Source organism: Sinorhizobium glycinis (genome assembly GCF_001651865.1).
GTDB lineage: Bacteria > Pseudomonadota > Alphaproteobacteria > Rhizobiales > Rhizobiaceae > Sinorhizobium > Sinorhizobium glycinis.
Genome location: NZ_LPUX01000068.1, coordinates 261,215 through 282,547, shown reverse-complemented (window position 1 = coordinate 282,547; position 21,333 = coordinate 261,215). Strand labels below are relative to the sequence as shown.

Here is a 21,333-nt window from a genome sequence, read left to right as displayed (position 1 = left end):
CTTCGCCGGTCGGATCATTTCGGGGTGGCTGACGCGTTATCTGGCCACCGACGCGCCGCAAGGGACTGCGCCTATCGAACACGTGCGCGTGACGGAAACGGGCGAAGGCAGGTTTCAAAACGCGGTCCAGGCCGGCAGCCATCGGCTATTCGCGGACGAATCCGAAAGCCTGGGCGGGCTCGATTCCGGACCATCGCCTTATGACTTCCTGTCGATCGCACTTGGCGCCTGCACGTCGATGACGTTGCGTCTATATGCCGACCACAAAAAGCTGACTCTCGGGCGCATCGGGGTCGACGTCTCGCACGCGAAGATCCATGCCAGGGACTGCGAAGAGTGTGCCGAATCGGAACGCAGCAGTGGCGCCCGGATCGATCGTTTCGAGCGCGTCATTTTCGTCGATGGCGAGGTCTCCGAGGAGCTTCGCGACAGGATTGCCGAGATTGCCGGCAAGTGCCCTGTGCATCGCACGCTCGAAGCTGTGGCGAAGATAAAAACCGTGGTGAAATCAGAATCTCGAGTGACAGAACGATAGCCTCGACGGCGTTGGCTAAGGACGTTTTACCGATATGTAATGAATATCTTGTGCGGTCTCCACAGAAAGAGAACGATCCCGTCAGAAGTGCCGGCTTCAGGCGTGCATTGCTGTCGCTCAGCAAGCTACTCACCAACTTCCGTTCCCCACCCAGAGCGGCCTACGACGCCGCTACCAAGCGTTGGATTTTAGCCAGTAGAGTGGTCGTTGAGCCGCGATCAGGCTGCTGATCGCCGGTGCGATCGGCTAGTCAATTGTCGAGCGGGTCAGCGAGAGCGCCCAGAAGGTCCCGACACCAATCTTGAGGCCAACACCCTGAAGGTGACCAGCCACATGGCGCCAAGCCTGCTTTTGTTCCATTCGTCGTCCGGCGCCAACTGGCATGGGCTCTGATCCCCCAGCAAAGGGTGCACCCCCCTGAATCTCCAGCAACTTTAGGATCTAACGGCGCCGCGTTGTTTGCTCTCACGAGACAGCCGGTATAAAGTTGTACCCATCGGCCAAGAACAAGTGCCGGAATCGCCCAGGGGAGGATTTCGATGCGCTACTTTCTAGCGTCTTTTTGTTTCATCGCACTCATTATTGGCGCTGGTGAACCTGCCGGTGCCCAGACAGCCCAAGCGAGCATAGAGGCGAACAATGCCGAATTCGTCGCCAAGTTTGCCGCTAAGGATGCGAAAGGCCTGGCTCAACACTATACCGAAGACGCAGTAGCGTTTCCTCCCAACGAGAATCGGGTCGCCGGCCGCGAAAGCGTTCAGAAGATGTGGCAGAGCTGGATTGATGCCGGATTGACCGATCTGACACTGAAAGCGGCGCAGGTCGAGGAGAGTGGCAATCTCGCGTATGAGGAGGGCACCTACTCTATCAAGATTCCCGGCAAGGACGGCAAGACCAGCGAGGAAATCGGCAAATACATTGTCGTATGGAAGAAGGGCGACGACGGCGAATGGCGACTGCATCGGGATATCTGGAATACGAACCCTGCTAAGTAGGGTTCGTGCTCGCGTTGCCGCTCGGCTGCGGCATGCAAACGCTTCCTGCGCGCTACGTCAAAGCGATTTAGAGAGGCGCTGCATCCAGCAGGTTAGAAAAGCGACAGTCTCGGCGTTTCACAAGGGCAGGGTCCGACCCACGCGGTCGCTCGGGTTCACCATCACTCTGGCGCAAGTTGGCGCTTTCTGCGCGTTCAGCTCGTCGCCAGCACTGTGAAAGTTCGGCGATTGTCCACGGGACAGCGGCAAGCCGACTGCAAATCCCTCGCCTTGAAGGGATATGAACCGCAGACCCGCTGAGCCCAACGACAACAGGCGCCGCTGAGTCCGGTTGCCGAGCCTCGTGGGTTCCGCCTCGTGATGCCGTCGAACTTCAAGCCGAAACGCGCGAGATATTTCACAAGACGGTCAGCATCGTTGCTGCTCTTCTTTTCCAGACGTGAGCTTGCGAACAGCGCTCTTCCGGCGGCACTCGCTGTCACATGCTCTCGACAGACCCGAAGAACAGCGCCCAGCTGGGCGACATGCAACCGATCGAGGCGCGCGGCTGCATTAGTGCCCAGAGCTCTTCGATGATCGCGTCAGCATCAGAAACGTCCGCCGACGGTTGCCTTACTGATGGCGAGGCACGGGTGGCTCCAGCAACGCGCCGCTGTCAGCGGATCAGTCCTGCCGAACGAAGTGCCCTTTCGATCACACTCTGAATGTCTCCCTGCCTATCCGGCTGTGATCGGCTGGCTGTATGAGCCGGTCGGGCGGACTTTACGTAGGCAGCTCTTTCCCGCCGGCGCTGGAACGACGGCGTCAGGCCCCATGAGCGCGCTATGTGCAGGGTAGAGGAAATTCCTGCGTCGAGCATATACGGCGCGGTGTGTCCGTAGCCGGATGCGACGTCGAGTGGTGTCCCATGGCCCATGCCGTCTATCCGGTAAAGCTCGATCGCGTCTCTGCCGGATCGATCTCGCCAGGCTAGCCTTTTATGCCTCCCGTCGACCGCTTCCACCAACGAGGGGCTGGAAGGGACGCCATGGACGCCGCTCCACTGAGCGATGACCGCATTGGCGTTCGCCTGTGCGACGGTCCTGTCATTCGTGCCGTGCCACACCGATATCGTCGGCCAGGGACCGGAATGAGGCGAGGCGCCGGACAGCCGCTTTTGCAGGCTTTCCGCATCGGGAATGCCGTGTCCGCGCATGCGATCGAAGGCTTCCGCTACTGATGTAGCCGCGGCATAGGGAAGGCCGGCGATGATTGCGCCGCCGGCAAAAATCTCGGGATGGGCGCAAAGCGCGGCATTCGCCATCGCGCCGCCCGCCGACAGTCCCGTGATGTAAACCCGGCGACGATCGATACCGTGGTCGGCGATCATGGTCTCCACCATCTGCCGTATCGAGTGGACCTCCCCCTGACCTCGGCGAATATCGCGCAGGTTGAACCAGTTGAAGCATAGGTTGGGGTTGTTGGCCTGGACCTGCTGCGGATAGAGGACCGCGAAACCGAAATCCTCAGCGAGTTTCGACCACCCGGATGCGTGATCATAACCGGCAGCATTCTGCGTACATCCGTGGAGGACCACGACCAATGCCGGAGCTTCGGTCAGCCCCTCAGGAACATGGTACCACGCTTCTAAAGCTCCGGGATTTGGACCGAAGCGTTGCAGCCGATACAGCGTGGAGGTTGCCGCAGTGGCGTCGCTGCTCTTACCTGTACGAAATCTGGCAAGTCGCTCTAGTGTATCGGAAAGGGATCGCATGTCGCCTCCTCGCTGTCGCCAGCAGGCGATCATGGGTGCTACGCGGCAGATTTGTCTCTTATTGCTGCATTGCACAATATTCTAGTTCCGCTGCCCTGTCCTTTAAAAATGACGTGTTTTGCACATTTCCGTCGAGACACGGAGGAATGGACACTGATTTCGCTAAGACGGTTTGTGAGTAGATTTTCACCTCAGCTCTCAATGATCGATGCCGAGGATAAGAAGTTCGTTGCTGCTGATGCGGCGGAGAGAGTACCCTCCTGATGCCGGGCACCTTGGAGGAAGCCATGCAACGGGAGCAAATCCGCCTCACCGGCGCGAGGGAAACCTTGCTGATCACACTCCAAGCCAAGGCAGCCGAAAGCGCGATGCCGGATTCGCTGCTGCGCGACCGCTTCGCCGCAGATGCGTTGCAACGTATCGATCAGGGCAGTCGGCATCTTGAGGTTGGTCACGACATGACCATCGGCATCGCGTTGCGCGCCTATACGCTTGATCGCTGGACGGAGGCATTCCTTCAGGGCTGCCCGGAGGCGACTGTTGTCCATCTCGGCTGTGGTCTCGACAGTCGCATCTTCCGGATAGATCCTGGGCCGGGAGTTCGCTGGTTCGAACTGGATTTCCCGGACGTCATCTCCTTGCGTCAGCAGATCTACCCCGACCGTGCGGACTGTGCGATGATTGCCTGCTCGATCCTCGAGCACAGCTGGATTGCGAAGCTTCCCGCGGACAGGCCGGCTATGATCGTTGCCGAGGGCGTTCTGCCGTATCTCAAGGAACACCAGGTTGCGCAGGTTCTGCGACGGATCGCCCGCCACTTTCCCTCGGGCGAGATAGCCTTCGACGCCTATAGCAGTTTCGCAATCCGACTGCTGCGCTTCAATCCGGCGATCCGCGCCACCGGTGCCTGTCTCCATTGGGCGCTCGACGACCCGACAGAGATGGAGCGGCAGATACCGGGCCTGAAGCTCATCGAAGATCGTTCGGATTGGGACGTCGGACAGGTGGCGCGGATGTCACCGCCCGCCCAGATCGCGCTACAACTCTTCAGCACCATCCTGACCCCCTACCGCATGGGGCGCCTGGTTCGATATGGCTTCTGAAACATTCGCACCATGGCCAGACAGCGCCGTGCGCCCACCACATTAAGGAAGCCCGAAAGGCTGACTTGCACGGACCTGACAAGCAGCGCACCATCACAAATAGTAGAACTTCCGTCTGCTGCTCCGATCAGGGACACTTCGTTATTCCACGTCGGCGATCGGGCAGAAAAGCGGCTTCCCGACTGCGGCGGCAAGGCTGAATGGAGTTTCGTGATGAAGAGGTGTGACAGACCAGGTTCGGCCGCAGACTGCGCGGTCAACTCGATAGCGGCTCAGTCGGCGCTGCCATACGACGACGAGATCTCGGGCGGCGAAGCATTCCGGGCGATCGATCGGATGCGTGAGGCTCTAAGCGCAATGGCGACGGGAGGTCTTTCCCCTGCCGCATTGACACTCGCCTTTTTTGACTGGTCGATCCACCTCGCATCGGCTCCGGGAAAGCGCATGGAACTCGCGGATAAGGCAGGGCAGAATTGGGGCCTTCTGCTGACTTACATGGCTGCAGCCGCCATGCGTCCGGACGCGCCGCCCTGCATCGAGGCGCTCCCGGGAGACAATCGGTTCCGCGCGGAAGGCTGGCAAAAGCAACCCTATACAGTCTGGGCGCAGGCTTTCTTGCTGTGCCAGCAGTGGTGGCACAATGTTACGCGCAACGTCCCGGGCATGACACCGCACCATGAGGACGTCGTCTCCTTCACCGCGCGCCAGCTGCTGGACATCTTCTCGCCGTCCAACAACCCCTTTGCCAATCCGGAAGTGATCCACAAGGCGATGGAAACGGGTGGGGCGAACTTCACGCAGGGATTCCGCAACTGGCTCGAAGATCTCGGCGGGATGGCCAGGAAGCACCCTCCGGTCGGTACGGAAGCGTTCCGCGTCGGCGGCGATGTCGCGGCCACGCCTGGAAAGGTCGTCTACCGTAACCACCTGATCGAGCTGATCCAGTATGCGCCGGCGACGGAGGACGTCCTGGCCGAGCCGATCCTGATCGTGCCAGCCTGGATCATGAAGTACTACATCCTCGACCTTTCACCGCATAATTCCCTGATCCGCTATCTCGTGGGGCGGGGCCACACGGTTTTCTGCATTTCCTGGCGCAATCCGACCGCGAAGGACCGTGACCTCACTCTCGACGATTACCGGCGATTGGGAATCCTGGCCGCGCTCGATGCGGTCAGCGCCATCGTTCCTGAACGCAAGATCCACGCAACGGGCTACTGTCTGGGAGGGACGCTGCTAGCGATCGCGGCGGCCGCGATGGCGCGCACTGAGGACCAGCGTTTGGCTTCGGTCACGCTGTTTGCCGCCCAGACGGACTTCTCCGAACCTGGCGAACTGGCGCTGTTCATCGATCACAGCCAGCTGCATTTTCTCGACAGCATGATGTGGCATAGTGGCTGTCTTTCCGCCGATCAGATGGCGGGGGCATTTCAACTGCTGCGCACCAACGATCTCGTTTGGTCGCGCCTCGTCCACGACTACCTGATCGGTACACGCACTCCGATGACCGATCTCATGGCGTGGAACGCGGACCCGACCCACATGCCCTACCGGATGCATGCGGAATATCTGCAGCGCCTCTATCTCGACAACGAACTTGCCGCCGGCCGCTTCATCGTCGATGGACGCCCGGCTCACCTCCAGGATATCTGCGTTCCCATGTTCGTCGTCGGGACGGAGCGAGACCACGTCGCACCGTGGCATTCCGTCTACAAGATACATTATCTCACCGACACCGACGTCACTTTTGTGCTGACAAGCGGGGGCCATAATGCCGGCATCATCTCCGAGCCAGGCCGCCCCGGTCGAGGTTTTCGCATCGGGTTGACACGTGAGATCGATTCCAGCGTCAGTGCGGATCAATGGGCCGCGGCAGCCACATCGAAGGACGGCTCATGGTGGCCGGACTGGGTCGAGTGGCTCGCCGCCCATTCAGCGCCTGACCGGGTGGCACCGCCGGTCATCGGCGCTCCCAAGAAAGGTTACCCCCCGATCGACGATGCCCCCGGCACCTACGTGCATCAGCGGTAAAGCCATCATGCGGTGGTGGATCGGCACCGCCCAAAGCAATCGAAGCTTAATCGCGCCGGTCGCAGTTGCGACCCTTTCTTTTTTTGCGGTTCCCGACGATGACGATACATTATGCGATCTTCTGAGCAAGAACGGAAACGCCGTAATAGGGCTTCTACGCGCCGCTAAGAAGGCAGTGAATTGGACGCACGCGAAGCTGGAGTCAAGATCGCCGTGGGCTGCGTCAGCTTGCCTAGACATCACTTCGATCTAGTCCCCGGAGGTCGATGGCCATGCAGCGGCACCGCCCCGAAATCAGCCGCGTCGTGAATGCCGTCGATCAAGCCGCACCGCAGGGTTAGACTAGGGTAACTCAAGCTCAGAGAGCGAGCGGACAGGTCAAGCCCCGCAGAAGTGCACGCGCGGCTACGGGATTTGCGGTTTTGGCGAAAGATATCTGAAGATAGGCCCGAGCGCCCTTCCCGCGCACATCGACCAGGAAGCGTCGGCCGCCCTCACGTGGGCGCAAACGAGTCCCGTCCAGGAACCGCAAGAGACCCCATGCACCGGGTGCGCCCTTCTTCTCGACCACGGTGCCGTTGTCGAAGGAAATCTCGAAGCCTCGCGTGGGTGAGGGCCCTGGCCAGTTCAACCTCACCGCGTCGCCGGACGTGACGACCGGAGCATGAGCACCGCCGATCGAAATAGTTGCTGCTCCTCTTTGAGCGAGCGCCTCCAGCGTTACCGGTACGTCGGGCGTCGCTCCCTGCTCAAAAAGAGCGTCGCCTACGGCAAGCGCCCTTTGGATAAAGACAGCGCTTTCGGGTGTGTAGCCAGACAGACGCGCTTCCGGCTTCCAGCGCCACGGGGTCGTCGACGTGTCCATCAATTGCGCCAGTTGCGCACGATAATAGCTCCACACGGAGCCGTCCGGCGCGAAGATTCGTGCCACGGCGGCAAGATCCGCGTCGGGGCCATCGAAGAAAGGATACCGGCCACTCACGGCCGCCTGACAGGCGCTCGCGATCTCGGAACCCCATGGTGTCTTCGGTTTCTCCTGTGGTCTCTCTTGGGCTTTCTCCTGAGGGACAGGGTCCGAAGTTGCCACAGGCTCTTTTGGAGCAGCCGTTTGGGCGATTATATCCTCGACTATCTGCACCACAAGAAGTGGAGCTTGCTGCAATGCTACAATCGAGTTGGCGCGCTCCTGAGCGTCCATGAGGGACTTCTTTCCAATTTCGGCATCTGCATCGAGGACGGACAGGGCCACGTTCAACGATAGGAAGAGATGGGAGATGTCCGACATCCGACCCTGTTCAACGAACTGTATGGCCGGCCCCAATGCGGCTGCTATCCGAAGCTGGTTGGCGTGGCTTCGATTGCGGTCATTGCCCCCAGCCTGGCGCCAGGCCTCTCGGATCAGCGCCGAAAGCGGCGAGTTGCTGGCGCTCAGCGCACCGCTGATTACTACGGCGGTAGGTTGATCGGAGAAAGGTCGGACGCGGAGATCACCGAGGTAGTGCGACCATTCTTCCAATGTGCGTTTTTGAAGGAGATCCATTACGGCCTCGGGCGTCGTCGTGTCCTTAGCCGCCAGCAGCGTTGCAGCCTGCGAGTTCGCCCGCTGGATCGCCTGCTTCGCGCCACCTGAGCGCGCATAATTCCATCCAGCCTCCGTAAATAGGCCCAGCACATCACGTTCGGTCGCCAGACCCGAACTGTGGATCAGAATCGAGTCAAGGCCGCCAGGGACTCCCTCTTCAATCGACCATGATGGGAGATCCGCCGTTTCCTCGGCTCGGGTCAGTTCCAGCAAGGCGCGCTCGCTGGCCAAACCTTCAGAAGCGAACAGCCGCGCCTGGGCGACCGTCTCGGGATCCGGAGATGGAATGGCAGGCGGGGCCCTGGACATGACGGCAACATGCTGGGCTAGATAAGCGAGTTCCGGGAAGGTCCGAGTCCGGTCGGCGACCCAGCCCTCCAGAAAACGCGGCTGCCAGTCCGATGTGCCCTTCAGTATCGACCATGCCCGTAGGGAATCGTAGAGCGCATTAGCCTCCCCTTCCGTGGCGAGAGCAACTGCAAGTGCCTCGGCGAGAGGCCCTGCAACGAGTGCATCCGCCGCCTCGCTGTAGCGGCGACGCGCAGTTGCACCAGGATCGATACTCTCAACGTAACGAATAATGCCGAGCGGTGAGCTTGACGCATCCTGTTCAACAAGGCGGACCGCCGCGGCGAAGGCATCGAGCTGAGCCGCGCGCACGGCCGGGGTTGCAGTGATGCCCGTTTCGATAACGCGTTCCACGTCGGGCAATTGCGCCAACAGTTGCTCGCGAAATTGCCATTCGGCCCATGCTGCCCAAGCCGCAATCATCGCGAAGAAGCAAGCAACTCCCAAAAAAACAACGCCGCGATCTGTTCGCGTTCTATGCTGCTCACCCGCCGAATGGGCGGCTTGAACAGCTTCGTTGCAGTGACAGAGGAAACGTGCGAGGTCGCGTTGCGCTGGACCGGCTTTCGTCGCCTCCGCCGCCCGTTCCGCGAGACGTTTTGGCCCAACGCTCCGGCTGATCGGAAACGCGGCGGCAAGCGCCCGCTCCCATCGTCGAATAGGCAGTGCCGGATTGTTGCGTGCACGGGCATCGAGCAAAGTGACGAGCGCGTCGCGTGCGTCCAGAAGCCAGTCCGCCGGGACGCTCCTTCGGCGCGCTTCAATCTCGAATGCAGCCACGAGTGTGCGTGCGGTGGCGGCCAGTTCATTTGGGTCCGGCCGTTTCTCGCTTTCGGCCCGCTTTGCCAGCGCAAGCAGCGGCTGCGCCAGTGCAGGAAGAACGTCCGCTCGCATTCCATCCTGACTGGGCGATCGGGCATGGTCTTTCACAGCTTGCCCTCTGCGGCCCATTTGCGAAGCAGCGCTTCGCCGACCTCGAAATGCATCGAATCTTCGCGACTATAGCCTGCACCCCAGTACCAGCCGGCATCGTTGAAAAACTCTGCAAGCACCACGAGTCCGAATTGGGTGCTGCCATCTCCCATCCGGTCGAGGTCCCTCTTGAGCGTCAGGTCGACGGCTGCCCCCCAGGCGTGCGAGGATACGGACTTGGCAGAACCGCGCACATAACGCGCGCAGAGCGCACCAGCCGTCCCGATCGCAGCATAGATGTCCGGTTCTTCCTTTTTCAGTCGCTCCAATACCTGGTCCAACGAGTCGAGCGCAGGTCTGATCATTGTCAGTCGGAAGTTTCCAAAATTGCGCGTCGCCAATGCTCTGACCAATTTCGGATTGGTGACCGGCTGGCAGGCGGTGGAATAACTGGTTCGCGGCTCGCCCAGGATTTCGCGGAGCACCCCCGGCTTCGGACGGAGGATGCCGTCATTGAAGCGCTTCTTTGCCAACTGCATGGGTTCCGTCAGGGCCTCAGTTTCCTGTGGCGGCGCCATGCCGCCGAATTGGTCCACCGAGAATGACTGCTCTGTCTGAGGTTGGTCGGGTGGCGGCGCTGGCTGCGTGGGCAGAGCAGGTTCAGGGCGGGGGGCGGCCGCCAGTTGTGAAAGCTCTCTCTTGAGTGCGTTCAGTTCGGTGCGCAGCGCCTGAACTTCTCCGTCCTGCCGGGCAAGCTGTTCAGTCAGTCGGTCGATCTTTGCAGCATTGGGATCCGGCTCCGCGTTGCGAAGAAGGTCAGTGACGAATGCAAATGTCGCCGCCGCAAGAATGATGCTCATGCCGATGACGACGGCTGCAATCGGATTCAAGGGCCTCAAGGCGCTGCAGCTCCGTCAATGCGAACCACAACCACGGAGACGTTGTCCGGAGCACCTCGATCGAGAGCGGCGGCGATCAGCCGCCGACAGGCAGCCTCAGGCGTCGATACCGATTTCACGCATGAGGTAATCTCCGCCTCCGCAACGCAGTCGGTCAAACCATCGGAACAAAGAATCAAAACGTCCCCTGGCTCCAGCGCGACCTCGGTCGTTTCCACATCCAGGCGATCGCCAGCTCCGATTGCCCGAGTTACTACGTGAGCTTGCGGATGCTGCCACACTGCGGCGGGCGTAAGGTGTCCGCCATCGATAAGTTCCTGCACAACCGAATGATCGCGTGTAAGCTGCGACAGCTCCCCTCCCCGCAAGCGATAGGCCCGGCTGTCTCCCACCCACGCGATTGTCGCTGCCTGGCCCTCGACGAGCGCGGCCACTGCTGTTGCGCCCATCTGCTCTACATTGGCCGAGGCCGCCCATCGCCGTATCGCGGAATTGGCTTCCTGGAGTGCTCCAACGAGATGAGCACACGAAATCGGTGTGTGCGGGAGCATTGCAAGCTGTTCGATGACCATGTCAGCAGCGACATCGCCATGACCGTATCCGCCCATTCCGTCGGCAACCGCCCAAAGTGTGCCCGAGGGATCAGTGAGAAGGGCGTCCTCGTTGCTGTTTCGCACTTGACCAGTGTGGCTCAGCCCCGCCCCTTCCGGCCTCAGCCGGTTAGGTACACGCGTCGATGAACCGTCCCGCGAATCCTGGGTCATGAGCAGATGAACCCTCTCACTCGCTCCATCGCGAAGCCGCTACCTGAACAGTTGCCCCCCAAGTTATCCTATAGTAATTTTGTAGAAGGCGAAACCTCCTCGTCAAAGGGAGCCTTAAGATGGTGCGCCTGCTGGCAGCGAATCTAACGGTGTTTCTTGCTCTATTCTTCGTCCAACAAAGTGACTTGGCGGCACAGGAACTCACCGATTCTACGCTGAAAGAACGTTTTCAGCGGCAAATCAAGTTGTTCAAGGCTGCAGGGGTTTCAAACCTCGGCGCCACGCGTGGCCTGGTTCTTACCAACCCTGGGACAGATGCAGCGGCCACGCCGGTGGCAATCGAGGCGGCCGGTGAAGCAAAAGTCACTCCGGCATCCCCGCCTGCCGCTCAGACCCAGAGCATCCAGTCCGCTCCCGATGAGAGCGAAGTAGCTCAGCCTCCGGCAACCGCAGCCAAGGAGCCGTCGCCGTCATCGGCAGTTTCGGCCGAGACGACTACCGATCCGCAGATCTATTGGAAGCTGCCGCCTTCTGACCAGATAAATGTGCGCGTGAACTTTGCCTTCGATTCCGCCGCCATCGCCATGGATCAGAAGCCGGCGCTGCGCCAGCTTTGCGGGATCATGAAAGAGATGGACATCAAGCTCGTTCGAGTCATAGGGCACACCGATGCCGTCGGAGGCACGGCCTACAACCAGCAGCTGTCCATGCTGCGGGCGAAGGAAGTGACACGGTTCTTCGCGGACGAATGCCACATCGCTCTCGAACGCCTCGAGGCAGTCGGCGTAGGCGAGCAGTTTCTTCTCAATTCCGAAAACCCGAAGGCTGACGAGAACAGGCGCGTGGAGTTCCAGGCAGTCAGCTGAGAATGCAGGTATAACAAAAGATCATCAGCAAGGCTGCCGCTATTCGAACGCGTAGGTGAAGCCCTCCGCAGATGCGCCGACCGTGACCTTTGTCAGGTGTTTGCCTTCGAGCGCTGAGTTCAAAATGCCTTTACTCAAAGCCGGCAAAAGCGAGTTGGTCAGGATTGCGTCGATCATGCGACCCCCAGATTCAACTTCGATACAACGCGCCTTGACCAATTCCAGAACGCCGTCCTCGATGATGAGCTCGGCGTCATGGCTGTCGCGCAACCGGCGTGCGATTTTAGTGAAGTGATGTCGCGTGATTGCTTCAATCATTGCGTCTGAGAGCGGATAATAGGGCACGACGATAACCCGGCCGAGGAATGCCGGCGGGAACACCTTCAGCAATTGAGGCCTCAGTACGGCATCAAGCTCTTCAGGCGGCCGCCGCATCCGGCCGCCGTCGGTAAGCTTCATGATGGCCTCCGAGCCGACGTTCGACGTCAAGAGGATGAGCGTGTTGCGGAAGTCGATCCGTCGACCCTCGCTGTCGTCCATCATGCCTTTGTCGAAAACCTGGAAGAAGATCTCATGCACATCCGGATGCGCTTTTTCGACCTCATCGAGCAAAATGACAGAATAGGGTCGTCGTCTGACGGCTTCGGTCAGAACGCCCCCTTTTCCATAGCCGACATAGCCGGGAGGCGCACCTTTGAGAGTTGAGACCGTGTGCGCCTCCTGAAACTCCGACATGTTGATGGTGATCAGATTCTGTTCGCCGCCGTAGAGCGCCTCGGCGAGGGCCAATGCCGTTTCAGTCTTACCGACCCCGGAGGGGCCGCAGAGCAGAAAGACGCCGACGGGCTTTTCGGGAGAGCCCAATCCGGCCCGGCTGGTCTGCACGCGCCGGGCGATCGCTTCCATTGCAAGGTCCTGCCCGACGACACGCCCTGCCAGAACGCTCGCTAGCTGTAGCGCCTTTTCGGTCTGGCTTGTCAGCATTCGGCCGACCGGTATGCCTGTCCAGTCCTGTACCACCGAAGCCACGGCATTCCTGTCGACGGAAAGCAGGATCAGCGGCGTTTCACCCTGTAGCTCGGAAAGTTCCGCCATCAGGGTCTTGAGCCGCACAAGATCTGAGTCCCGATCCGCAATCTCTTCATCGCTTCTTGCCCGCGCTGGCTGATCCACAGGGGTAGTTTCCGCAGCCGCGTCCTCGGCCAATGCATGATCGAGTTCAACTCCCTTTCCGCGCAGCCGCGCTCTGAGGTCGAGAATTTCTGAGACCATCGACTGTTCCCTTTCCCAGCGAGCCTTAGCGCCCAGCAAGGCGGATTCGGTTTCGGCGAGAGCGGCTGCGACCTTGTCCTGACGGTCCTCAGTTTCGATGCCGATAGCGCTCTCTCGCGCGATGATCCCTTCCTCGATCTCAAGAGATTGCTTGCGCCGCAGCAGGTCTTCGACTTCCGCCGGTGTGGAGTGCTGCGATACGGCCACGCGAGCGCAGGCGGTATCGAGGAGACTGACCGCCTTGTCTGGCAGCTGGCGGGCGGGGATATAACGATGTGAAAGGCTAACGGCCGTCTCGATAGCCTCGTCGAGAATCTGCACCTGATGGTGCTTCTCCAACACGCCGGCGACCCCGCGCAGCATCAAGACGGCGCCCACTTCATCGGGCTCTTCGACTTTGACCACCTGGAAACGTCGCGTCAGCGCGGGGTCTTTTTCAATGTACTGCTTGTACTCGGCCCAGGTTGTTGCGGCGACCGTGCGAAGCTCGCCGCGCGCCAATGCGGGCTTCAGAAGGTTTGCGGCATCTCCCGTTCCCGCCGTACCGCCTGCTCCGATCAGCGTGTGAGCTTCGTCGATGAAGAGGATAATGGGCGTTTCCGATGCCTGAACCTCATCGATAATTGTCTTCAGCCGCCGTTCGAACTCACCCTTGACGCTCGCCCCCGCCTGCATCAAGCCGATGTCGAGCATTTGGAGGGAAACCCCTTTCAGCGGCGGCGGCACATCGTCCGCTGCAAGGCGCAGAGCAAAGCCTTCGACCACAGCGGTTTTTCCGACGCCTGCTTCGCCCGTCAGGATCGGATTGTTCTGTCGCCGGCGCATGAGGATATCGACGATCTGCCGTATTTCTGGATCGCGACCCAGAACCGGGTCAATTTTTCCGTCGCGTGCACGTCGAGTGAGATCCACTGCATATTTCGCCAACGCAGAGTCACCGCCCGCCTGGCGTCTTTTCCGGGACGGTTCCGGCGTCTCTTCCTCGCGGGCGCTTTCAAGTGATCCAGCAAGCACGTCGTCGAGCCGAGCGACTACAGAATCCGCATCGATCCGATCGAATTCAACGCTAATCTTCGAGAGGAGCCCTTCAAGCACCGGCACCTTCCTGCAGGCTATGAGGACATAGGCGCCACGCACCTCTTCAGATCCGAACTGCAGGCTGGCCAGGCTCCAAGCCTCTTGGATCGCGTGGAAGATGTGATCGGAAAATTCCTCGATGGAGGTCGCGCCATAGGGTAGCTTGTCTATTGCTCTCGCCATCTCGGCCGCAAGACGGCCGAGGTCGACGCCAGCGTCCCTGAGGATCATCTGAAAGTCGTCGCGGTCGACAAGCGTCAGTTGTTCAATCCAGTGAACGAGTTCGACATAGGGATTGCCACGAAGCTTGGCCGCGTCCGCCGCCGCCTTGAATGCGCGCAGGCATATCGGGTTGAGCTTGCCGACCAGTTCCTTGCGCTTGACGCTTGGAGAAGACATGTTCTGCTGCATGTCGGTCGGGCTCCTGCCGGTGATTTTGAATAGGTGCCTCTAGTCTTGGATCACTAGTCACAGCGTGCCACATTATAGTATTCTTGACAAATAATCAGGCGGCGCGTTCTTGGTGAATATTGTGGTAGCTGGTTTCCGTTGGGTGCGTTTGGAGACACCATATGCTCGATCCACTGCCCGGGGACATCTTTCGCAAAGGCCAGGTGCTCAACAACACCTACGAGATTGAGGGCGTCCTGGGCCGAGGCGGGACGGGCGAGGTCTATCGAGCAAGCAACCGCATCACCGGCCGTGTAGTGGCGATCAAGGCATTGAAGCGCGAGTTGTCGGCCAATGCCAGTTATCTCGAGCTCATGAAGCGCGAGGAAGAGATGCGCAGCATCTCGCACGACGCAGTCGTTCGCTATACCGACTGCAGTCAGACCGGCGACGGCCACGTATATCTGGTGATGGACTACATAGCAGGCACCCCGCTCAGCGAATGGCTCGAACGCGGCGGGGCTTCTCCACGAGATCTACTGGTGGTGGCACACCGGGTTGCCGAGGGGTTGGTCGCGACGCATGAGCGCAAGATCGTCCACCGCGACCTTTCCCCGGACAACATCATCCTGCGAGACGGCAGACCGGAAGAAGCCGTCATTATCGACTTTGGCATAGCCAAGGACAGCACCGCAGGTGCCCGCACGATCGTCGGCAATGATTTTGCGGGCAAGTACGAATATGCCGCGCCAGAGCAGATGCATGGTCAGGCGGAGCCACGCTCCGACCTTTATGCCCTCGGAGCATCGCTGCTCGCAACGTTTCGCGGGAGGATCCCGGACGTCGGAAGGAGCCCGGGCGAGGTCATACGCCATAAGGAACGCCGGCTCGATTCCTCTGGCGTTCCAGAACCACTCAAGACCTTAATTGACGATCTTACTCAGCCCGAGCCAGCCCACCGACCGCCAAGCGCCACCGCCGTCGTCAAGGAAATCGCGCGGCTGCTGGAGCCCGGTCTCGGCGCTGCGCAGCAGAAGGGACGCTTCGAAAACGCCACCTGGAGCCCATGGCTCGTCATCCTGCCCCTCGGTGCGCTGTTAGCAATCGCTGGGCTTTGGCTTTTTGGGGCATTTGATGACCTGTCGACGACAACGTTGCCGATTGCTACGCCTTACAAGCTAGTTGCCGGTGTGGACGGACAAGGACGCGCCACGCTCAACGGCTTTGCCCCTGATGCCGACCAGCAAGAGGCAATCCTTTCGAACTTTGCCCAAACGGTGGGCCACGCGCCACCTGACGGCACCCTTACTCTTGCTGACGGCGCTCCGTCTGAACGATGGGCGCAGGACATGACTGCTTTTTTCGCGCTCGCCGCTCCGCTGGACGAGTGGAAGCTCGAAGTTGCTGATCGAACGGTTCGCCTTACCGGACTTGCGGGCGATACCAAAGGACGGGAAGCCGCGGCAGCCCGGTTTTCTGCGGCTGCCGAAGAGGCCGGCTATGAGCCTGTTCTACGTATCGCCGCCGGTCCGCGCGATCTGTCGCCGGATCAACTGAAACCCCTCCTGGTGCCGCTAGAGACCTGCGGGACACTTGCGCTTCTGCCTCCGCAGACGGGTACCTATCCTCTTGGAACGATGGTCTCGATCCGGGGAAATGTCGCCTCCAGCAAGGACGTCCAGGCCGTTCAACAGGCGCTTGCCCCGCATATCGGGGATCGCGAGCTGCGCTTCGACGCGACAGTACTCAACAGCCAGCTATGCGTCGTTCAGGAGCTGCTGCCGGATGCAAGCCAGGGTCCGATGACAATCGTGCTCGGATACGGGGACAGGGCCGAACCAAACATGTCAGGCATCTATTCGGTTGGCGATAACCCGGTTATCGACGTGCTGGCGCCAGCCACGCTTGACGAGGGCTATTTGTGGGTCGCAATCGCCGACGTCACCGGCAACCTTTTTAACATTCTTCCGAATATCAAGAGACCCGACCATGCACTTGCCGACCTCGGAACCGTGTCTGAAGGCATGCGAACCATCCGGGTTGCCTACCCGACGGCCGAAGGTGCAGTCGATCCAGCCAAACTCTCCTTCGCCGTCGACAGCACGTTCGGCAAAAGCCTGATCATCGTTCTGCAGACGAACGAACCGCTTTTCCCCGAGCTTCGGCCTACAACCGAGTCCACCAAGTCGTTTGCCGAAGACTTGCGCGCGGTGATAGCCGCAGGGCGTGTTTCGGTCCTCTCGACCGCCACCCGGCTGATCGATACCAGGAACTAGAACTTCAATCGCCATCGAGTGATGTGGAAATGGAACAGCTTGAAAAACTGTGGTAAAAGTACATTGTGAGGAGAACATTAGTTGGTAACGGGGGGATCTGTTGTTCGACTCCGCTCTCTGGCTAAGTCCACTGAATGACAGTAACCCCTCTGGCGAAAGCTTGCGGAATGACGGGCGATTCCACGAACTGGAACGCCTCATGCAACCTCAAATAGAAATCAGCCGGGACGAGCGGAACAACCCCGTAGCAAGGGCCGAAGTTCCTGTCGACTGGACAAACGTCCTTCGGAAATCGGAGGAACTACGTCAGCACGGGCGGGATCTTCGGCTCCTGGTGATCGTCACTCGAGCCCTTGCAAATGAACAGGGTTTTGCCGGCCTGGCCTCAGGACTTGGCCTGATCGCCCAAACCTTCGACCTGCATTGGGAGACGATGCATCCAGAACTTCGGCCGGACTCCACTCCTCGCGATGCGGCGCTTCGCCGGACCAATGCGCTTCTCCAGCTTCAAAACGACAAGGATGGGTTGTTGGGCGACCTTCGGAGGATGACGTTTTTTGCGCCCCACGGTGTTGGCCCATTCACCGGCCGGGATCTGGAGCGTGGATCGATCGACACCCGAACGGCTCTTGCCGAGGCTGCACCGGGACTAAGCGAGACTGAGAAATCGTCACTCGTGAGCGAGCATGACCGCTTATTGGATCGCATGAGAATTGGTTGCGCGGCATTTGCGGAGCAATCCTCGGCTGAAGCGGCCGAGCTTTTTACCAATGCACGTGCTGCGGCGGCTGCGTTGGGAGAGCTCGAAGCATCGCTCAACCGGCAAATGGGCGGTGATGTCCGCTTCACCTTGTCGGATTTGGGCCGGTTCCTTCAACGCGTGATTTCGACGCTCGAGCGGGCGAGGCCCGGCTCCCAACAGGAGGTCGCAAGCGAGGAAATCGTCGTTCGTGACAAGACACTCGCGCAAACGAGCCCCGTCGCGGAGTCGACCTACACCGGACCTGCGGCAGTCTTTCCGTCGCGACTTGCCTCGCGCGAGGAGGTCACAAGGTGCATCGACCTCGTCATTGACTTCTACGACCGCACCGAGCCGTCGAGCCCCATTCCTCATCTGGCGCGCAGGATCAAACGCATGGTGCCGATGAATTTCCTGGAACTGATGGAGGACCTGGCACCCTCCGGTCTGAAGGAATTCCGGCTCCTGGCCGGGGTGCCAGAAAACAAGAAATCTGGGACGAAAGGTGACCTATGAGCGAAACTAAGGCGAAGGTAATTGAGCGAAACCGGGCGCCTCGCGTCCAGATCGCCTATGAGGTGGAAACATACGGCAGCCCGACAACGATCGAATTGCCGTTTGTGATGGGCGTAATGGCCGATCTCGCCGGCGCCTCCGAGACGCCGGAGGCGCGCAAATCCATACGGGACCGCGCTTTTGTCGAGACAGACGCAAACCGGTTCGGCCGTTTTATGGAAGCGCTCAGCCCTCGCGTCAAAGCGCGAGTGAAGAACACTCTTCCTCAGCCTCCGGGCGAAGAACGCGATGAAGAGCTTGCGGTAGACCTGACCTTTACGAGCATTGCCGACTTCACGCCGGATCGCGTTGCCGAACAGGTTCCGCAGCTTGCCGAACTCTTGAGGATGCGCCGCCAGCTCGAGGAACTGCTCGGCTTCATGGATGGCCGCATCGACGCCGAAAAACGCATCGCCCAGCTCTTAAACAATGAGCCCCTGATAGCAAAGATCGCCGACCAGGCGATCGAAGATAGCAGCAAGTCGGAGGTCTGAGCCATGGCCGAACAGGAAAAAACCGCCGCTGCTGGTGTCGCGGAAGCGGAGGGCGTCGACCTCGGGGAATTCAGCGATCTTTTGGAAAAGGACTTCAAGGTCAAGAAGGATGATAGCGAGAAGCTTCAGGCCCTCGTTCGGAATCTGGCGCTTGCCGCGCGGTCCCGCTCGGATTCGGCTGTCATCTCGTCAAACGCAATCAAGTCAATCAAGTCCTTGATCTCCGGCATCGACAAGCTTCTGACCGAGCAGGTCAACCAGATTCTACATGCGCCCGAAGTGCTCCAGATGGAAGGGACGTGGCGCGGGTTGTGGTACCTCGTCAACAACACCGAGACGGATCAGAAGCTGAAGATCCGCGTCATGAACATTTCGAAGGAAGAACTGGCCGATACCCTTGAGGATTACGAAGGCCAGATGTGGGACCAAAGTCCCATCTTCAAGAAAGTCTACACCGACGAATACTCGATGCTTGGTGGCAACCCGTACGGATGCCTGATTGGCGCCTATGAGTTCTCAAATCATCCGAAGGATGTCGCTCTCCTTCGCAATATGTCCGGCATCTGCGCGTCGGCACACACGCCCTTCATAGCAGCAGCCTCCCCGCGTCTGTTCCGTATGGAGAGCTGGCAGGAACTGCCGAACCCGCAGGACCTGCAACAGATCGTGTCGTCTCCAGCCTATGCGTCATGGCAGTCACTGCGCGAGAGCGAGGACTCGCGCTACATCGGACTGACAATGCCCCGGGTGCTGGCGAGACTGCCTTATGGAGCAGAAACGGTTCCTGTGAAGGGCTTTGCCTTCGAAGAAGAGGTCCAGGGCGACCATCACCGATATGTCTGGATGAATGCGGCCTTCCCGATGGGAGTGAATATAAACCGCAGCCATAAGCTCTTCGGCTGGGGCACCCAAATCAGGGGTGTTGAAAACGGTGGCGCCGTCATCAATCTCCCGGTCCACACTTTTCCGACCGATGACGGCACCGTCGCGATGAAGTGCCCGACCGAGGTTGCGATCGACGATCGACGCGAGGCCGAGCTCGCCAAGCTCGGGTTAATGCCGATACTGCATCGCAAGAACACCGATATTGCCGCCTTCATCGGTGCCCATTCGCTGCAGGACGATGAGACGCGAGCGGGCCGGCTGGTCGACCCGGACGCTCAGGCCAATGAAAGGCTGAGCGCGAACCTGCCCTATCTGTTCCCGGTTTCCCGTTTTGCCCATTACCTGAAGGCGATCGCCAGGGACAAGATCGGATCATTCAAGGAACGCGCTGACATGCAAATCTGGCTGACGGAGTGGATCAATCGCTACGTCCTCGCCAATCCCGCCTTTGCCGATGAAAAGGCCCGCGCAAAGAGGCCGCTCGCGGCAGCCGAAGTCCAGGTTGACAGCGTTGAGGGCCGGCCGGGCTGGTACAATGCCCGGTTCTACCTGCGGCCACATTACCAGTTGGAAGGCATCAATGCTTCGCTCCGGCTCGTATCGGAGCTGCCGTCCATGAAGTCGTGAAAACACCAGAGAGCCGATGGAGGTTATTCATGAAAATTGATGGATTTCTCAAGGTCCCCGACATTACCGGGCCAAGCATCCGGGATGGCCACGAAGAAGAGATTGAAGTCCACGGCGTAGAGTTTGAAATGCAGGCTCCCTTCGATCCCAATTCGTTGTCGAGGAGGGGGCGCGTCAGTTTGGGCATGGTGAATTTCATCAAACACTACGACAAGTCATCGCCGTATCTGAAGAAGGCACTTTTCGACAACACACTCCTCGACGAAGTCAAGTTTTCGGCGCGAAGAACGATCGAAGGCGAGACAAGCGACTACCTGGTCATCACCTTAAAAGACGCATCGGTAACCAGCTATGTCATGAAGCCGAGCGAGGAAGAGCCAGACCTCATCGAGGAGCGCGTCGGCTTCGCTTACAAGAACATCAATTTCAATTACGACGATAAGGACGAGGTCGAGATGGATGTCTATGTCGGCAAGTGACAGCTGGCAAAAGAAAGGATTTGGAAGGGAAGCGAGACCGCCCGGGGGGAACCTTCGGGCGACACGCGAGGCGATCCAGCCATCCTTGTGGGATCGGCTGGTCAATGACCTGCCGGGGCTAAGCTCGGAAATCAAGCAGCTTCGGCAGGCTTTGCAGAACGAATTAGACGGCGAACGGCTTGAAGCGCTGATTGCCGCCGGCATTCGCCAGATCGACGCGGCGACAGATTTGAGCCCCGAGCAAAAGAAGAGCCTGCACCGACTGGTCTCGCTGGATTGGCGCCGGACAGAGCTGGAAAGCCGCGGCGTTGTCGTCTCGACCGATGTTTTGCGTGAAGCGGTTCGGCGAGACATCGAGGCGCTCTTTAATGCACAGCGCTTCGAATCCTCACCACTCTTGACGGAATTCGAGGTCGATCAGGCTGGGGACAACCCTCCTTCGCTCGAGGATTTTCCGGAGGTGCGCCGCAGCGTTGTCAACTATGGCGTGCCCCCCTTTTCCGGCCGCTCGTCTCGCGATTTTGACCGCGACGAACTGGCCACGGAAATCAGAAACGTGCTTGCGGCATTTGAACCTCGGCTAAAGGAAAGCGCGACAAAGGTGACCGTCAGTCTCGGCGACAGGTCCATCGGTCTCAGGATCGACATTGACGCGCTGCTGCTCACCTCGCCGGCGCCGGAACGGTTACGCCTTCGAACCGTGCTCGATCTCGAGAACGGTTCGGCACGCACCGAGCTCAAGGACACCTGA

16 protein-coding genes are annotated in these 21,333 nt (G+C 59.7%); 11 read left to right on the top strand and 5 right to left on the bottom strand.

Annotated elements, in window-relative coordinates:
* Both AU381_RS27690 and AU381_RS27685 read left to right on the top strand, forming a co-directional pair.
* On the top strand, positions 1-535 hold a 535-nt coding region (locus tag AU381_RS27690; protein ID WP_162273473.1), incomplete at its 5' end, for an OsmC family protein.
* 539 nt (positions 536-1,074) lie between these two features.
* Positions 1,075-1,530, top strand: coding sequence for a YybH family protein (locus AU381_RS27685; protein WP_082910400.1), 456 nt, complete (start codon positions 1,075-1,077; stop codon positions 1,528-1,530).
* 655 nt (positions 1,531-2,185) lie between these two features.
* On the opposite strand, the gene AU381_RS27680 is transcribed toward AU381_RS27685, so the two are convergent.
* A complete protein-coding gene (locus AU381_RS27680) occupies positions 2,186-3,283 on the bottom strand; it encodes an extracellular catalytic domain type 1 short-chain-length polyhydroxyalkanoate depolymerase (protein WP_064244782.1) in 1,098 nt (365 codons plus the stop codon).
* A gap of 287 nt (positions 3,284-3,570) precedes the next feature.
* Here AU381_RS27680 and AU381_RS27675 point away from each other — a divergent pair, with 287 nt between their 5' ends.
* Both AU381_RS27675 and AU381_RS27670 read left to right on the top strand, forming a co-directional pair.
* Entirely contained in the window at positions 3,571-4,386 is an 816-nt protein-coding gene (locus AU381_RS27675) for a class I SAM-dependent methyltransferase (RefSeq protein WP_064244802.1), read from the top strand.
* Positions 4,387-4,599: 213 nt separating this feature from the next.
* Positions 4,600-6,417, top strand: coding sequence for a PHA/PHB synthase family protein (locus AU381_RS27670; RefSeq protein ID WP_064244781.1), 1,818 nt, complete (start codon positions 4,600-4,602; stop codon positions 6,415-6,417).
* A 358-nt stretch (positions 6,418-6,775) separates the two neighbouring features.
* On the opposite strand, the gene AU381_RS27665 is transcribed toward AU381_RS27670, so the two are convergent.
* The 3 genes from AU381_RS27665 to AU381_RS27655 are packed head-to-tail and all read right to left on the bottom strand — an operon-like array spanning position 6,776 to position 10,922.
* Positions 6,776-9,241, bottom strand: coding sequence for an ImcF-related family protein (locus AU381_RS27665; protein ID WP_064244780.1), 2,466 nt, complete (start codon positions 9,239-9,241; stop codon positions 6,776-6,778).
* A gap of 32 nt (positions 9,242-9,273) precedes the next feature.
* Entirely contained in the window at positions 9,274-10,149 is an 876-nt protein-coding gene (locus tag AU381_RS27660; RefSeq protein ID WP_082910399.1) for a M15 family metallopeptidase, read from the bottom strand.
* 5 nt (positions 10,150-10,154) lie between these two features.
* The gene (locus tag AU381_RS27655; protein WP_064244779.1) at positions 10,155-10,922 is read right to left on the bottom strand and encodes a PP2C family protein-serine/threonine phosphatase; all 768 of its coding nucleotides are present in this window, start codon (positions 10,920-10,922) and stop codon (positions 10,155-10,157) included.
* 119 nt (positions 10,923-11,041) lie between these two features.
* On the opposite strand from AU381_RS27655, the gene AU381_RS27650 reads away from it, so the two are divergent.
* Complete coding sequence (locus tag AU381_RS27650) at positions 11,042-11,788, top strand: OmpA family protein (protein WP_064244778.1); 747 nt, start codon at positions 11,042-11,044, stop codon at positions 11,786-11,788.
* Positions 11,789-11,827: 39 nt separating this feature from the next.
* Here the strand turns inward: AU381_RS27650 and tssH are convergent, their stop codons facing one another.
* Entirely contained in the window at positions 11,828-14,548 is a 2,721-nt protein-coding gene (gene tssH, locus AU381_RS27645) for a type VI secretion system ATPase TssH (protein ID WP_064244777.1), read from the bottom strand.
* Positions 14,549-14,709: 161 nt separating this feature from the next.
* On the opposite strand from tssH, the gene AU381_RS27640 reads away from it, so the two are divergent.
* From AU381_RS27640 to tssE, 6 genes are all read left to right on the top strand, one after another.
* Entirely contained in the window at positions 14,710-16,803 is a 2,094-nt protein-coding gene (locus AU381_RS27640) for a serine/threonine-protein kinase (RefSeq protein ID WP_064244776.1), read from the top strand.
* A 100-nt stretch (positions 16,804-16,903) separates the two neighbouring features.
* Positions 16,904-18,058 carry a type VI secretion system protein TssA gene (locus AU381_RS27635; RefSeq protein ID WP_064244775.1) on the top strand — a complete coding sequence of 385 codons (1,155 nt, stop codon included), beginning with the start codon at positions 16,904-16,906 and terminating at the stop codon, positions 18,056-18,058.
* A complete protein-coding gene (gene tssB / locus AU381_RS27630) occupies positions 18,055-18,591 on the top strand; it encodes a type VI secretion system contractile sheath small subunit (RefSeq protein WP_064244774.1) in 537 nt (178 codons plus the stop codon). The genes AU381_RS27635 and tssB overlap by 4 nt, the downstream gene beginning before the upstream one ends.
* Positions 18,592-18,594: 3 nt before the next feature.
* Positions 18,595-20,103 (top strand): type VI secretion system contractile sheath large subunit, encoded by a 1,509-nt coding sequence (gene tssC, locus AU381_RS27625; RefSeq protein WP_064244773.1) that lies wholly within the window; start codon positions 18,595-18,597, stop codon positions 20,101-20,103.
* Between the two features lie 29 nt (positions 20,104-20,132).
* Positions 20,133-20,582, top strand: coding sequence for an Hcp family type VI secretion system effector (locus AU381_RS27620; protein ID WP_037382687.1), 450 nt, complete (start codon positions 20,133-20,135; stop codon positions 20,580-20,582).
* The gene (gene tssE / locus AU381_RS27615) at positions 20,569-21,333 is read left to right on the top strand and encodes a type VI secretion system baseplate subunit TssE (RefSeq protein WP_064244772.1); all 765 of its coding nucleotides are present in this window, start codon (positions 20,569-20,571) and stop codon (positions 21,331-21,333) included. Before AU381_RS27620 ends, tssE begins: the two co-directional genes overlap by 14 nt.